A 14,956-nucleotide genomic window follows, 5' to 3' on the forward strand; every position below is an offset into this window, starting at 1 on the left:
TGCCTCTTCTACTTGTTGTCAAGGCCCGCGGGGGTGTGTCGCAGTGTTCGGCCGTTGGCTGGGAAACCGTTCGAGTCGAGGAGGGCGGTCCGGGCCGCTGTCGGCGGTGACGGTCCCACCCAGCGCGGGGGTGCTCAGCTGCCGGGTGCTCGACCCCGTGAACGAGCCGGTGCGGCACGCGGAGCTGTCCGTCACCGACACCATGGGGCGCAAGGTCGTCAGCGGTGGGACGGACCCGTACGGGTCGTTCGTGACGACGGTCCCGGCGGGGGAGTACCGGCTCGCGGTGTCGGCGGAGGGGTTCACGCCGTACCGGGCGAACGTGACGGTCGGCGAGGGCGCGCACGCCTCGATGGGCGATGTGACGCTCCAGGTGGCGCAGCTGCCGACGCTGCCGGACGCGGGGGACTGGGACGTCGACCCGATGCACTCCACGATCGGGTTCACGGCGCGGCACATCGGGCTGGCGCGCATCCACGGCCGGTTCAACACGTTCGCGGGGGCCATCCGGCTCGCCGAGCGGATGGAGGACTCGGCGATGCACGTGGTGATCGACGCCGCGTCCATCGACACGGCCGTCAAGCTGCGCGACGACCACCTGCGGTCCGGTGACTTCCTGGACGTGGAGCGGTTCCCGACGATGGAGTTCTACGGCGACCGGTTCGTGCACAAGGGCGGTAACCGCTGGGCGATCACCGGCGCGCTCTCGCTGCACGGTGTGACGCGGACGGTGACGCTCGACACCGAGTACCTGGGGGTCGGGCAGGGCATCCAGGGCGAGACCCGCGCGGCCTGCCGCGCGACGACCGAGCTGCACCGCGACGACTTCACGATCACTTGGCAGACCATGCTCGCCCGGGGCATCGCCGCGGTCGGCGCGAGCATCACCATCGAGCTGGACATTCAGGTCGTGCCGAAGAGCGTCGCCGCGGCTACCGCGGCGTAGGTCTCAGGGGGCTTCCAGCCAGCCCTCGTACTCCGCGGCGAGCTCGTCGAGCGCCGTCGGGTCCAGGCGCCGCTGGGGGTCCTCGACGACGACCAGCCACTGGGCGTCCTCGGCGTCGTCCTCGCCGGCCAGCGCGTCGCGTACGAGCTGGGGCTCCTCGGCGACCTCGAAGCGATCGGGGAGCTCTTCGGCGACTTCTTCCGCCGCGTCGCGGTCGGGCAGCACCAGGACATGTCGTACGTCGGTCACCTGGACATTCTCGCCCACGGGCGGGTGAGGTCGGGGCGTGGTCCCCGCGGCGCCCCCGGCTGTCGGTGGCGCGTGGGATGCTTGACCGCGATGGCCAGGAAGAACGCACAAGACAATCCGCTCGCCCCCGTCACGGTGGCCGTCGGGCAGGAGGACCTGCTGCTCGACCGTGCCGTGCAGGAGGTCGTCGCCGCGGCCCGCGCCGCGGACGCCGACACCGACGTGCGGGACCTCGCCCCCGATCAGCTGGCGCCGGGCACGCTCGCGGAGCTGACCAGCCCGTCGCTGTTCGCCGAGCGCAAGGTCGTGGTCGTGCGCAGTGCGCAGGACCTGTCGGCGGACACGGTCAAGGACGTGAAGGCGTACTTCGGCGCGCCCGTGGAGGAGATCACCCTCGTGCTGCTGCACGCGGGCGGCGCCAAGGGCAAGGGGCTGCTCGACGCGGCCCGCAAGGCCGGGGCGCGGGAGGTCGCCTGCCCCAAGATGACCAAGCCCGCGGACCGGCTCGCGTTCGTGCGCGGCGAGTTCCGCACGCTCGGCCGCGCGGCGACGCCGGAGGCCTGCCAGACCCTCGTGGACGCCATCGGCAGTGATCTGCGGGAGCTCGCTTCCGCGGCGGCGCAGCTGGTCGCGGACGTCGAGGGGACCATCGACGAGGCGGTCGTCGGGCGGTACTACACCGGGCGGGCCGAGGCCTCCAGCTTCACCGTGGCCGACCGGGCCGTGGAGGGCCGGGCCGCCGAGGCGCTGGAGGCGCTGCGCTGGTCGCTCGCCACCGGGGTCGCGCCCGTGATGATCACGAGCGCGCTCGCGCAGGGGGTGCGGGCCATCGGGAAGCTGTCGTCCGCCCGTGGCGGGCGCCCCGCCGACCTGGCGCGGGAGCTGGGGATGCCGCCCTGGAAGATCGATCGGGTGCGGCAGCAGATGCGGGGGTGGTCTCCCGACGGGGTGGCGGTGGCGCTCGCCGCTGTCGCGGAGGCCGACGCGGGGGTGAAGGGCGGGGGGGACGACCCCGAGTACGCCCTGGAGAAGGCGGTTGTCGCCGTCGCCCGGGCCGCGCGGGCCCGCCGGGCCTGACCACCGCCGGGGCCGCGCCCGCATGCCGGGTCTGACCGTCGCCCCGGCCGCGCCCGCCCGCTGCGTCTGCCCCTCGCCCCGGGCGTACGCCCTTCTCGTGGACCTCCCCGGACGGGCGGGGTGGGCACGGCAGCGCTGATATCGCGCGGCCTGGTTGCTCGCCGTCGCGGCGGGGGTTTTTCTTCCCCGATCCCGTCGATCCCGCCCCTTCCCGAAACTGGGGGCTCAGCCCCCAGGCACCCAGTCCCCAGGCGCGCCAGAAGGCCCCGCCCCCGCCCCGGGGAAGGGGCGAGGCGCGGGGCCTTCTGGTTACGCTGTGTGATGAGCTCGCACCCGCGTGGCGAACGCAGGCCGCGTACGAGCTCGGAGTGCCGACCGGGAGCGGATGAGAGAGGGCCCGCTCTGGGTCCTGCCGACGGTTACATCAGGTACATCAGGAACAGTCCACTCCGGATCACTCCGGAGAGCGGATCAGCCCGGAAGCCCGGACAGGTCCGGAAGGCCGGACTCAGCCCTGGAGGGACGCGACCTTCGAAGCAAGCGCCGACTTCTTGTTGGCGGCCTGGTTCTTGTGGATGACGCCCTTGGAGACGGCCTTGTCCAGGTTGCGGTTGGCGTCGCGCAGCGCGACGGTGGCCTTCTCGACGTCGCCCGCCACGATGGCCTCACGGGTCTTGCGGATCGACGTCTTGAGCGCGGACTTGACCGACTTGTTGCGCAGGCGCGCCTTCTCGTTGGTCTTGTTGCGCTTGATCTGGGACTTGATGTTCGCCACGAAAGAGCCTTTTCAGGTTCAGGTACCGCTGGTTTCTCTGACATGCGCCTCGCGCTGAGAGGGCTACGAGACACAGCTGCCCACGGTACCAGCCGTCCTCGGGGCGGCCCAAACCGATGGGCACGGCCCACCCGTGGGACCATGGAGGCTACGTATCGATCCGACCCGAGGCATAAGGCGCCTCAAGAGACAGGACCCTGCGTGCCCGCGACCCCTAAGAATGTGCCCGAGCCGAGCCGTACCGACCCGGCTCTGATCCGCAATTTCTGCATCATCGCGCACATCGACCACGGCAAGTCCACGCTCGCCGACCGCATGCTCCAGCTGACCGGTGTGGTCGAGCAGCGCCAGATGCGCGCCCAGTACCTCGACCGCATGGACATCGAGCGTGAGCGCGGCATCACGATCAAGTCCCAGGCGGTGCGTCTGCCCTGGGCCCCCACCGAGGGCCCGGACCAGGGCAGGACCCACATCCTCAACATGATCGACACCCCGGGCCACGTGGACTTCACGTACGAGGTCTCGCGGTCGCTCGCCGCGTGCGAGGGGACGGTCCTGCTCGTCGACGCCGCCCAGGGCATCGAGGCGCAGACCCTCGCCAACCTGTACCTGGCGATGGAGAACGACCTCAAGATCGTCCCGGTGCTCAACAAGATCGACCTGCCGGCCGCCCAGCCCGAGAAGTTCTCCGAGGAGCTCGCGAACCTCATCGGCTGCGACCCGGAGGACGTCCTCAAGGTCTCCGCGAAGACCGGGCTCGGCGTCGAGGCGCTGCTCGACCGGGTCGTGGCCGAGGTCCCGGCGCCCGTCGGCGTCGCGGACGCGCCCGCCCGCGCGATGATCTTCGACTCGGTGTACGACTCGTACCGGGGCGTCGTGACGTACGTCCGTGTCGTCGACGGCCAGCTCAACAAGCGTGAGCGGATCCGGATGATGTCGACCGGCGCCACCCACGAGCTCCTGGAGATCGGGACGAACTCGCCCGAGATGCTCGCCGCCGACGGCCTCGGCGTGGGTGAGGTGGGCTACCTCATCACCGGCGTGAAGGACGTGCGGCAGTCCAAGGTGGGTGACACGATCACCTCCCTGCACAAGGGCGCCACGGACGCCCTCGGCGGGTACAAGGACCCCAAGCCGATGGTCTTCTCCGGCCTGTATCCGCTGGACGGCTCCGACTACCCGGAGCTGCGCGACGCGCTCGACAAGCTCCAGCTCAACGACGCCGCCCTGGTGTACGAGCCGGAGACCTCCGCCGCGCTCGGCTTCGGCTTCCGCGTGGGCTTCCTCGGCCTGCTGCACCTGGACGTGATCCGCGAGCGCCTGGAGCGGGAGTTCGGGCTCGACCTGATCGCCACCGCGCCGAACGTGGTCTACCGCGTGATCATGGAGGACGGGGCCGAGCACACGGTCACCAATCCGAGTGAGTTCCCCGAGGGCAAGATCGACCAGGTCTTCGAGCCGGTCGTCCGCGCGACCATCCTCGCGCCGTCGGAGTTCATCGGCTCGATTATGGAGCTGTGCCAGAACCGGCGCGGCACGCTGCTCGGCATGGACTACCTCTCCGAGGACCGCGTGGAGATCCGCTACACGCTGCCGCTCGCGGAGATCGTCTTCGACTTCTTCGACCAGCTGAAGTCCAAGACGCGCGGCTACGCCTCGCTCGACTACGAGCCCACCGGCGAGCAGTCCTCCAGCCTGGTCAAGGTCGACATCCTGCTGCACGGCGACAAGGTCGACGCGTTCTCGGCGATCACGCACAAGGACGCGGCGTACGCCTACGGCGTGCGGCTCGTCGCCAAGCTGCGCGAGCTCATCCCGCGGCAGGCCTTCGAGGTGCCCATCCAGGCGGCCATCGGCTCGCGGGTCATCGCCCGCGAGACCATCCGCGCCATCCGCAAGGACGTCCTCGCCAAGTGCTACGGCGGTGACATCTCGCGTAAGCGGAAGCTGCTGGAGAAGCAGAAGGAAGGCAAGAAGCGGATGAAGATGGTCGGCTCCGTGGAGGTCCCGCAGGAGGCCTTCATCGCGGTGCTCTCCAGCGACGAGAGCGCCAAGAAGAAGTAGTCGCCCACCCGGCCGCGGCCGGGTTCCCCGCTGTGCGAAAAGCGCTCGTCCGATGCTCGGACGGGCGCTTTTCGTCTGTGGGTGAGCAGGGGGCCGCGGCCGTACCGTCTCCGGGCCGACTGTGAAGCTACCGCCCCGTTCTGTAGAAAGTGACAGGCAGCAGCCCCTTACGTGGCGGGCGTCCGGCCTCTACCCTGATCACTGCTCGGAGGTTACTCGCAAGTTAAACAACGTGCCTGGAGTGGCATCGGAGCGCAGCAGCCACACGCAGCCAGCAGCAGCCACACGCAGCCAGTAGGACGCACCGTCGCGGGCCCGGAGGATGTCGTGAGCGACACACAGACCTTGATCGAGAACCGACCGCCCTCGGTGGCGCACCTCCTGCTGGAGCGCGTCGCGAAGTCGCCGGAGGCCGAGGCCTACCGCTACCCCGTCCCCGCGGCCGCGGGCGAGGGCCCGGACGAGTGGAAGGCGCTGAGCTGGGCCCAGGCCGCCGAGCGCGTCGACGCCGTGGCGGCCGGTCTGATCGATCTGGGGCTGCGGCCCGAGGACCGGGTGGCGCTCGCCTCGGCCACCCGGATCGAGTGGATCCTCGCCGACCTCGGCATCATGTGCGCGGGCGCCGCCACGACGACGATCTACCCGCAGACCAACGCCGAGGAGTCCGCGTTCATCCTCGCCGACTCCGGCAGCCGGGTCCTGATCGCCGACAACGCCGAGCAGCTGGTCAAGGCGCGTGAGCAGCGGGCGAACCTGCCCGACCTGAAGCACGTCGTCGTCTTCGACACCGAGGGCGTCGAGCCCGCCGCCGACGACCCCGAGGGGTGGGTGCTCAGCTTCGCGGACCTGGAGGCGCGGGGCGCGGCCCACCTGGAGAAGAACCCCGACGCGGTCAAGCAGCGCGTCGAAGCGATCCGGTCCGACCACCTCGCGACGATCATCTACACCTCGGGCACCACGGGCCGCCCCAAGGGCGTGCGCCTGCCGCACGACAACTGGTCGTACATGGCGAAGGCCATCGCCGCCACCGGCCTGCTCACGTCCGACGACGTGCAGTACCTCTGGCTGCCGCTCGCGCACGTCTTCGGCAAGGTGCTGACCAGCGGGCAGATCGAGCTCGGGCACGTCACCGCCGTCGACGGCCGCGTCGACAAGATCATCGAGAATCTGCCGGTGGTCCAGCCGACGTACATGGCGGCCGTGCCGCGCATTTTCGAGAAGGTCTACAACGGCGTCGTGGCCAAGGCGCGGGCTGGCGGCAACGCCAAGTACAAGATCTTCCAGTGGTCGGCGGAGATCGCCCGCGAGTACGCGAAGACCAGCCAGGACAACTTCCGCAGGACCGGTGTGGCCTCGGTGCCGTTCGGCCTCGGGGCCAAGCACAAGGTCGCCGACAAGCTCGTGTACGCGAAGCTGCGCGAGGCCTTCGGCGGCCGGCTGCGGGCCGCGGTGTCCGGCTCGGTGGCGCTCGCCCCGGAGATCGGCTACTTCTTCGCGGGCGCCGGGATCCACATCCTGGAGGGGTACGGACTCACCGAGTCCTCCGCGGCCTCCTTCGTCAACCCCGGCGAGGCCTACCGCACCGGCACCGTCGGCAAGCCGCTGCCCGGCACCGAGGTGCGCATCGCGGACGACGGCGAGATCCTGCTGCGCGGCCCCGGCATCATGGAGGGCTACCACGGGCTGCCCGAGAAGACCGCCGAGGTCCTGGAGTCCGACGGCTGGTTCCACACCGGCGACATCGGGGAGCTGTCCGCCGACGGCTATCTGCGGATCACCGACCGCAAGAAGGACCTGTTCAAGACCTCCGGCGGCAAGTACGTCGCGCCCACGGAGGTCGAGGGCCAGTTCAAGGGCGTGTGTCCGTACGTCTCCAACATCCTGGTGCTCGGCGCCGACCGGAACTTCTGCTCCGCCCTCATCGCCCTGGACGAGGCCGCCATCATGGGCTGGGCCAAGGAGAACGGCCTGGACGGCAAGAGCTACGCCGAGGTCGTCGCGGCCCCGGCCACCGTCGCCCTCATCGAGGGGTACGTGCGCCGGCTCAACGAGGGCCTCCAGCGCTGGCAGACCCTCAAGAAGTTCAAGCTGCTCCCGCGCGACCTCGACGTCGAGCACGGCGAGCTGACGCCGAGCCTGAAGCTCAAGCGCCCGGTGGTGGAGCGCGAGTACAAGGACCTGATCGAGGAGATGTACGCGGGCGCCCGCGAGGCCTGAGCCCCCGGCACGGACGATCCGAGCCCCCGGGCACGGACGGGGTCCGGGCCCCCGGCCCCACACGGGGCCGGGGAACGGGGCGGTCACGCGCCGCGTCTGCGCCGCATCTCCCGCAGGATCTCCTCCATGCGCGTGATCTGGCGGCGCACGTCCGTCATGTCGTCGAAGCCCCGGTCCGCAAGCTGCCGCTCGATCGCCGCGAGGCGAAGGGACAGCTCGTCGAAGTGCTCCTGCTCGCGCGCCAGCATGTGCTCCAACTGCTGGTTCTTGCGGTGCAGTTCCAGGAACACGGTGACCTTCGCGCGCAGCACCCACGGGTCGAAGGGCTTGGTGAGGTAGTCGGCCGCGCCCGTCGCGTAGCCGCGGAAGGCGTAGCCCGCGTCGTTGTCGGTGCCGGTCAGGAAGATGATCGGCACGTCCTTCGTCTGGTCGAGGCGCTTGATGTTGGACGCGGTCTCGAAGCCGTCCATGCCCGGCATCCGCACATCGAGGAGGACCACGGCGAACCGCTGCCGCAGCAGCGCCTTCATCGCCTCCTCTCCGGAACGGGCGCGTACCAGCGGTTCGTTCAAGGACCCCAGGACGGCCTCCAGCGCCACGAGGTTGTCCTCCATGTCGTCGACGAGGAGGATGCTCGCGTGGTCTCCGGTGGTGGCCTCAGTGCTCATGGTGACGGTGCCTCACTCGGTCGTCGGCGGAATCGCGGTCTCCGCTTGACTGGAGCGCGGTTTCGTATCGGCGGGTTCTGCGGGGGCCGTCTCGACGGCTTCCAGGGGCTCGATCGCCTCCGGGGGCTCGACGGTCTCCACCGGCTTGACGGTCTCCGGGGACGTGGGCGCCTTCGGCTCGGTCGGCTCGCCCTCGGGGTCAAGGAGGGCGCAGACGACGGTGAGCAACTGGTCCACGTCCACCGGCTTCGGGACGTAGTCGGTGGCGCCCTGCGAGATGGCCTTCTCGCGGTCGCCGGGCATGGCCTTGGCGGTCAGGGCCACGATGGGAAGGCCCGTCCAGCGCGGTGAGCGGCGGATGGCGGCGATGGTCTCGTAGCCGTCCATCTCCGGCATCATGATGTCCATCAGGATCAGGTCGGTGTCGGGGTTGCGCTCCAGGGTCTCGATGCCCTCGCGGCCGTTCTCCGCGTAGAGCACCACCAGGCCGACGCGGCTGAGGACGTGCGTGAGCGCGAAGACGTTGCGGATGTCGTCGTCGACGATGAGCACCCGGCGGCCCGGCAGGACCTGGCCCGCGTGGCCCTCCTTCCACGCCTCCAGCTTGGTCGGCGCGGGCCAGTTGTCGTCCGGCTCGGGCACGGTGTGCGCCGACAGGACCATCTGCTCCCGGGGCTCGGGCGTCGGGATCGTGCGCGAGGACGCGTACGCCACCGCCGCCGCGCCGTGGCCGGGGTGCACCACGGGCACGTACAGGGTGAAGACGGAGCCCTCGCCGGGGCGGGACTCGGCGGTGATGCGGCCGCCGAGCAGGCCCGCGATCTCGCGGCTGATGGACAGGCCGAGCCCGGTGCCGCCGTACTTGCGGTTGGTGGTGCCGTCGACCTGCTGGAACGCCTCGAAGATCACCGGGAGTTGCTCGGGCGGGATGCCGATGCCGGTGTCCTTGACGGTGAAGCTGATGAGGTCGCCGCGGTCGCTGAGCAGCGGGTCGGGGGACTGCTTGACGTGCTGCACGCTCAGCTCGACGCGGCCGTTCGCGGTGAACTTGACCGCGTTCGACAGCAGGTTGCGCAGGATCTGCTGGAGGCGCTGCTCGTCGGAGAACATCTCGCGCGGCACATCGTGGCCGACGGTCACGTCGAAGGCGAGCCCGCGGTCGAGCGTGAGCGGCCGGAACGTGGCGTGCACGTAGTCCAGGACCTTGATCAGCGGCAGCTTCTTCGGGCGTACGTCCATGCGGCCCGCCTCGATCTTCGACAGGTCGAGGATGTCGTTGATCAGCTGGAGCAGGTCCGAGCCCGAGCGGTGGATCGTGGTGGCGAACTGCACCTCCTGGTCGGAGAGGTGGCCGTCGGGGTTGTCGGAGAGCAGCCGGGCGAGGATCAGCAGCGAGTTCAGCGGGGTGCGCAGCTCGTGCGACATGTTCGCGAGGAACTCCGACTTGTACTGCGACGAGGTGGCGAGCAGCGCCGCCTTCTCCTCCAGCTCGGCGTTGGACCGGCGCAGCTCCGCCTGCTGGCGCTGGAGTTCGTCCGAGCGCTCCTGGAGCTGGGTCGCGAGCCGCTGCGACTCGCTGAGCAGGGACTCCGTACGGGAGTTGGCGATGATCGTGTTGATCGCGACGCCGATGGTGTTCACGAACTGGTCGAAGAACGCCAGGTGGACGTCGGAGAAGCGGGAGAACGTGGCCAGCTCGATCACACCGAGCAGCTTGTCCTCGAAGAGGATCGGGATGATCACGACACTCGCGGGCGAGGCGTCACCGAGACCCGAATGGATCTTGATGTAGTCGGGCGGCACCTCGTCGAGGAGGATGCGCTTCTTCTCCAGGGCCGCCTGGCGCACCAGGCCGTGCGCGGGCATCCCGGTGGTGTCGACGAGGAAGCCCTGCTCCTCCTCCGTACCGGTGTCCTGGGCGGAGCCGTACCCGGCGATGAAGGCGAGGCCCTTGGCGGGCGACGTCTGCAGCGGGGCGGAGCCGTCGGCGTCCGGGTTGGCCAGGAAGAACGCCCCGTACTGGGCGTTCACCAGCGGGGTCAGCTCGCGCAGGATCAGGTCGGCGACCTCCATCAGGTCGCGGTGGCCCTGCATCAGGCCCGCGAGCCGGGCGAGGTTGGACTCCAGCCAGTCCTTGGCGCGGGTGGTCTCGCGGAGGTTGGACACCATCAGGTTGATGTTGTCCTTGAGCTCGGCGACCTCGCCCCTGGGCTCGACGGTGATGGAGCGGGACATGTCGCCCTGCGCCACGGCGGACGCGACCTCGGCGATGGCGCGGACCTGCGTGGTCAGGTTCAGTGCCAGCTCGTTCACGTTCGTGGTCAGACGCTTCCAGGTGCCGTACACGCCCTCGACGCGGGCCTGGCCGCCGAGCTGGCCCTCGGAGCCGACCTCGCGGGCGACGCGTGTCACCTCGGACGAGAAGGACGACAGGGTGTCCACCATCGTGTTGATGGTGGTCTTCAGCTCCAGGATCTCGCCGCGCGCGTCCACGTCGATCTTCTTCGACAGGTCGCCCTGGGCGACGGCGGTCGCGACCTGGGCGATGTTGCGGACCTGGCCGGTCAGGTTGTCCGCCATGTAGTTGACGTTGTCGGTGAGGTCCTTCCAGACGCCCGAGACGCCGAGGACCTGGGCGCGGCCGCCGAGGCGGCCGTCGGTGCCGACCTCGCGGGCCACGCGGGTGACCTCGGCGGCGAACGCCCGCAGCTGCTCCACCATCGTGTTGACGGTGTCCTTCAGCTCCAGGATCTCGCCGCGCGCCGTCACCGTGATCATCTTGGACAGGTCGCCGTTGGCGACGGCGGTGGTGACCTGGGCGATGTTGCGCACCTGTGAGGTCAGGTTCGACGCCATGAAGTTGACGTTGTCGGTCAGCTCCTCCCAGACGCCGCTGACGCCGCGCACCTGGGCCTGACCGCCGAGGTTGCCCTCGGTGCCGACCTCGCGGGCCACGCGGGTGACCTCGTCGGCGAAGGCGGAGAGCTGGTCGACCATCGTGTTGATCGTCGACTTCAGCTCCAGGATCTCGCCCTTGGCCTCGACGGTGATCTTCTTCGACAGGTCGCCCTGGGCGACGGCGGTCGACACCAGGGCGATGTTGCGGACCTGCGAAGTGAGGTTGTCCGCCATGAAGTTGACGTTGTCGGTGAGGTCCTTCCAGACGCCGGACACGCCGCGCACGTGGGCGCGGCCGCCGAGGTTGCCCTCGGTGCCGACCTCGCGGGCGACGCGGGTGACCTCGTCGGCGAAGGCGGAGAGCTGGTCGACCATCGTGTTGACGGTGTCCTTGAGCTCCAGGATCTCCCCGCGCGCGTCCACGGTGATCTTCTGGCTCAGGTCGCCGTTGGCGACGGCGGTGGTGACCTGGGCGATGTTGCGCACCTGTGAGGTCAGGTTCGACGCCATGAAGTTGACGTTGTCGGTGAGGTCCTTCCACACCCCGGACACGCCGCGGGCCTGGGCGCGGCCGCCGAGCCTGCCCTCGGTGCCGACCTCGCGGGCCACCCGGGTGACCTCGGCGGCGAACGCGGAGAGCTGCTCCACCATGGTGTTCACGGTGAGCTTCAGTTCGAGGAGTTCACCGGTGGCCTCGACCGTGACCGTGCGGGTCAGGTCGCCCTGCGCCACGGCCGTGGTGACGAGCGCGATGTCGCGCACCTGCGCGGTCAGGCGCGAGGCCATGGTGTTCACGGCCTCCGTCACGTCACGCCAGCTGCCGGACAGGCCCCTGACCTTGGCGCGGCCGCCGAGCCTGCCCTCGGTGCCCACTTCCCGGGCCACGCGCGTGACTTCCCCCGTGAAGAGGGACAGCTGGTCGACCATCGTGTTGACGGCGCGCCCGAGGCGGCGCAGATCGCCGCGCAGCTCCCGCGACCCGTCGTGCAGGTCGACGCGCTGGGTGAGGTCGCCGCCCGCGACGGCGTTCAGGACCCGGGTGGCGTTCGTGGCGGGCGCGACCAGGGACTCCAGGAGGGAGTTCACCTCGATGATCCGGGTGGACCAGCTGCCCTGGCCCGGGCTCGCCGTGAACCGCTCGTCGAGCCGTCCGTGGCGCACCATCTCCCTGCGGACCCGGATGAGCTCGCCGTCGAAGTGCGTGGAGCGGTCCACGAGTTCGTTGAACACAGTGATCAGCTCGGCCGTCAGGCCGGTGCCGGTCAGCGGTGCCTTGGTGAAGTTCCCGTCGCGGGCGGCCCGCATGGCGGCGAGCAGGGCCCGCAGGCTGGCGGCATCGGCTTCGGCTTCGGCTTTGGCGAGACCGGCGGCCGGGGCGGCGACGGCGGACCGCGCCTCCGCGGCCGGGGCCTCGGCGGGGGCGGGAAGCTTGGCACGCGCGGTGGGGGAGCGGCGGGTGGCGGCTGCGGGCGACACCGCGGCGGCGGGCGACACCGCGGCGGTGGGCGCCTCCGCGGCGGTGGGCGCCTCCGCGGCGGTGGGCGCCTCCGCGGCGGTGGGCGCCTCCGCGGCGGTGGGTGACACCGCGGGAGCGGGAGCGCTACGACGGGCGCGCGCGGCGCGCGACACCTGCCCTGGTTCCTTGCCCTCGGGGGCAGTTGGTGGTCGTGTGGGCGGAGCCGGCTGCGGAGCACCGGCTGCGGGGTGGGGCGGCGTCTGGCCAGGCGATGCCATGGGAGCGTCCGAGGTGTCCGAGGTGTCCGAGGTGTCAGGGCTGTCCGAGGTCTCCGGGTGGTCCGGAGCGTTCGACGTGACGGTGAGGAAGGGGAGCGGAAGGGGGCCAGCGGCCTCCGAGGAGGCACGGGTCGGGGTCCGGGCGGATATCGGCGTGTTTGCCGATGCCGAAATCTGACCGTGTCCGGGCGCGGGCGTAGCACTGTTCTCACTCATGATGGCCCACTTCGGTAACTCGGTGCTTATGGGCCCAGTCAGTCTGTCACTCTGTCCGTGTCGCCTGAGGCGTAACGTCCGAACTGCTCAGGAGCCGCACTGTGGGGGCCATTCCGATGCAACGGGAGACCGCTGTCCGCGCCTCCGTCGAGCCCGCTTCACGCCCCGGGCCATCGACGGTAGTGCGCACGTCGCTGCCTGGAAACCCGCTTGCGCCCGCCGCCGCGCGCCGGTTCGTCCGCGCGGCGATCGCCGACTGGGTGGAGCTCGCGGTGCCCGCCGCCACGCGGATCAGCGACTGCCTCGCGGACGACGCGGTGCTCCTGGTCAGCGAGTTGGTGACGAACGCCGTGGTGCACGCGGGCACGTCCGTCGAGGTCCTGTGCCGCCTGGACGACGCGGTGCCGGGCGAGGCCTCCTTCGACGGCGCGGACGGCCTCGACGCCCTGGTCGTGGAGGTCTCCGACCACCACCCGGCGCGCGCCGTGCGCAGCGAACCGCGCACCTCCCAGCCCAGCACGCCCGAGTACGGCCGCGGTCTGCAACTCGTCGCCACCCTCGCCGAGTCCTGGGGCATCACCTACCGCTCGGGAACCAAGACGGTCTGGGCGCGGCTCCCCGTGGACGAGGAGCGGATTCTCCCCGACTTCCCCGACCTCCCCGACTTCGACGCGTACGCCGGGGAGCTGGGGCTCCAGCGCGGGCTCCGCTCCGCCGAGATCCTCGCCCCGGCGCCCAAGCGGGTCGCGTACGACACGGAGTGGATCAACAGGGGCGCGCTCACCTTCCTCGCCGAGGCGTCCGACATGCTCGCCGGGCAGTTCGACGAGAGCCTGGTCGCCGCCCTCGCCGGGCAGCTCCTCGTGCCGCGGCTCGCGGACTGGTGCGCGGTGTGGCTGGACGACGAGGCCGACAGCGCCGGGCGCGCCGCAGGCGCGGGCACCCCCGGCACGCACCTCGCGCGCGTCTGGCACACCAGCGAACAGCGGATAGAAGAGCTGCGCCGCGTCCTGGAGAAGGAGCCACCGAGCCTCGGCGGCACGGTGGGCCCCGGCGCGGTACCGGTGTCCTGGCCGGGCGACGCCTTCGGCGGCGACTCCACGGGATCCGCCGTCGCCTACCGCCTGGTGGCGGGCGGCCGCCGCCTCGGCTCCCTCGTCATCGGCCGGGCCGGGCTGCCGCGCTTCCCCGACGAGGTCACCGGTCTCGTCGAGGACTTCAGCCGCCGCGTCGCCCTCGCCATCAGCGCCGCCCGCCGCTACCAGCGCCAGGCCACCATCAGCCAGGTCCTCCAGCGCGGACTGCTGCCGAGCGCCGTCGCGGAGATCCCCGGCGTGCAGAGCGGCGTCGTGTACGAGCCGCGCGAGCAGGGCGGTCCCGGCGGCGACTTCTACGACGTGTTCCCCGCGGGCGACGGCCGCTGGTGCTTCGCCCTCGGCGACGTCCAGGGCAAGGGCCCCGAGGCCGCCGTCGTCATCGGCCTCGCCCGCCCCTGGCTGCGGCTGCTCGCCCGCGAGGGCTACCAGGTCGCCGAGGTCCTCGACCGGCTGAACCAGCTCCTCCTCGACGACGCCACGGAGGCCGCGGACGCGGCGGCCGCCGTCATGGCCGTCGCGGGCGGCCAGGGCGTGCCGCCCGAGGGCGCCACCGCGCGCTTCCTGTCCCTCCTGTACGGGGAGCTCGTGCCGTACGACGGCGGGGTGCGCTGCACCGTGGCCAGCGCCGGGCACCCGCTGCCGCTGCTGCTCGGCCCCGACGGCCAGGTGCGGCCCGCCGCGGCGCCGCAGATGCTCCTCGGCGTGGTCGACGACGAGACGTACACGAGTCAGACCTTCGACCTGCTCCCCGGCGACACGCTGCTGTGCGTCACGGACGGGGTCACCGAGCGCCGCACCGGCGGGCGCCTCTTCGACGACGGCGACGGGCTCGCCAAGGCCCTCGCCGACTGCGCGGGCCTCGACGCGGGGCTCGTCGCGGAGCGGATCCGCCGCCTCGTCCACGAGTTCTCCAGCCGCCCGCCCGACGACGACCTGGCCCTCCTGGTGCTCCAGGCCCGCTGAGGCCCGGACGCCGGAGGGCGGAGGCGGCCGAGGGGCCGGGCCGGCCGGGCCC

10 protein-coding genes are annotated in these 14,956 nt (G+C 71.0%); 6 read left to right on the forward strand and 4 right to left on the reverse strand.

The window, feature by feature from the left end:
* The first annotated feature begins 43 nt into the window (after nt 1–43).
* Entirely contained in the window at nt 44–946 is a 903-nt protein-coding gene (locus IG74_RS0111665; protein ID WP_030674002.1) for a YceI family protein, read from the forward strand.
* 3 nt (nt 947–949) lie between these two features.
* On the opposite strand, the gene IG74_RS0111670 is transcribed toward IG74_RS0111665, so the two are convergent.
* A complete protein-coding gene (locus IG74_RS0111670; protein ID WP_030674004.1) occupies nt 950–1,195 on the reverse strand; it encodes a hypothetical protein in 246 nt (81 codons plus the stop codon).
* 90 nt (nt 1,196–1,285) lie between these two features.
* Here IG74_RS0111670 and holA point away from each other — a divergent pair, with 90 nt between their 5' ends.
* On the forward strand, nt 1,286–2,272 hold the full coding sequence (holA, locus tag IG74_RS0111675; protein ID WP_030674010.1) for a DNA polymerase III subunit delta: 987 nt from the start codon (nt 1,286–1,288) through the stop codon (nt 2,270–2,272).
* 508 nt (nt 2,273–2,780) lie between these two features.
* On the opposite strand, the gene rpsT is transcribed toward holA, so the two are convergent.
* On the reverse strand, nt 2,781–3,047 hold the full coding sequence (gene rpsT, locus IG74_RS0111680) for a 30S ribosomal protein S20 (RefSeq protein WP_030674013.1): 267 nt from the start codon (nt 3,045–3,047) through the stop codon (nt 2,781–2,783).
* 201 nt (nt 3,048–3,248) lie between these two features.
* Between rpsT and lepA the strand changes: the two genes are divergently transcribed.
* Nucleotides 3,249–5,111: a translation elongation factor 4 gene (lepA, locus tag IG74_RS0111685; protein WP_030674016.1), complete on the forward strand. Its 1,863-nt coding sequence runs from the start codon at nt 3,249–3,251 to the stop codon at nt 5,109–5,111.
* A gap of 327 nt (nt 5,112–5,438) precedes the next feature.
* Nucleotides 5,439–7,328, forward strand: coding sequence for an AMP-dependent synthetase/ligase (locus IG74_RS0111690; protein ID WP_030674020.1), 1,890 nt, complete (start codon nt 5,439–5,441; stop codon nt 7,326–7,328).
* 83 nt (nt 7,329–7,411) lie between these two features.
* Here IG74_RS0111690 and IG74_RS0111695 read toward each other — a convergent pair whose 3' ends face one another.
* Nucleotides 7,412–7,996, reverse strand: coding sequence for a response regulator (locus IG74_RS0111695; RefSeq protein ID WP_030674023.1), 585 nt, complete (start codon nt 7,994–7,996; stop codon nt 7,412–7,414).
* Between the two features lie 12 nt (nt 7,997–8,008).
* A complete protein-coding gene (locus IG74_RS0111700) occupies nt 8,009–12,199 on the reverse strand; it encodes a HAMP domain-containing protein (protein ID WP_078868727.1) in 4,191 nt (1,396 codons plus the stop codon).
* Between the two features lie 427 nt (nt 12,200–12,626).
* Between IG74_RS0111700 and IG74_RS0111705 the strand changes: the two genes are divergently transcribed.
* Together IG74_RS0111705 and IG74_RS0111710 are read left to right on the forward strand one after the other, a co-directional pair.
* Entirely contained in the window at nt 12,627–12,806 is a 180-nt protein-coding gene (locus IG74_RS0111705; protein WP_030674029.1) for a hypothetical protein, read from the forward strand.
* Between the two features lie 154 nt (nt 12,807–12,960).
* A complete protein-coding gene (locus tag IG74_RS0111710) occupies nt 12,961–14,904 on the forward strand; it encodes an ATP-binding SpoIIE family protein phosphatase (protein WP_051854798.1) in 1,944 nt (647 codons plus the stop codon).
* The last annotated feature ends 52 nt before the right edge of the window (nt 14,905–14,956 follow it).

Origin of the sequence: Streptomyces sp. NRRL B-1347, from assembly GCF_000720325.1 — a bacterium.
Classification (GTDB): Bacteria; Actinomycetota; Actinomycetes; order Streptomycetales; family Streptomycetaceae; genus Streptomyces.

Bases quoted from the DNA above. Each gene is read 5' to 3' on its own strand.
- holA (WP_030674010.1), top strand. From the start codon at position 1,286: ATGGCCAGGAAGAACGCACAAGACAATCCGCTCGCCCCCGTCACGGTG.
- IG74_RS0111695 (WP_030674023.1), bottom strand. From the start codon at position 7,996: ATGAGCACTGAGGCCACCACCGGAGACCACGCGAGCATCCTCCTCGTC.
- IG74_RS0111700 (WP_078868727.1), bottom strand. From the start codon at position 12,199: ATGCGGGCCGCCCGCGACGGGAACTTCACCAAGGCACCGCTGACCGGC.
- IG74_RS0111705 (WP_030674029.1), top strand. From the start codon at position 12,627: ATGGGAGCGTCCGAGGTGTCCGAGGTGTCCGAGGTGTCAGGGCTGTCC.
- IG74_RS0111710 (WP_051854798.1), top strand. From the start codon at position 12,961: ATGCAACGGGAGACCGCTGTCCGCGCCTCCGTCGAGCCCGCTTCACGC.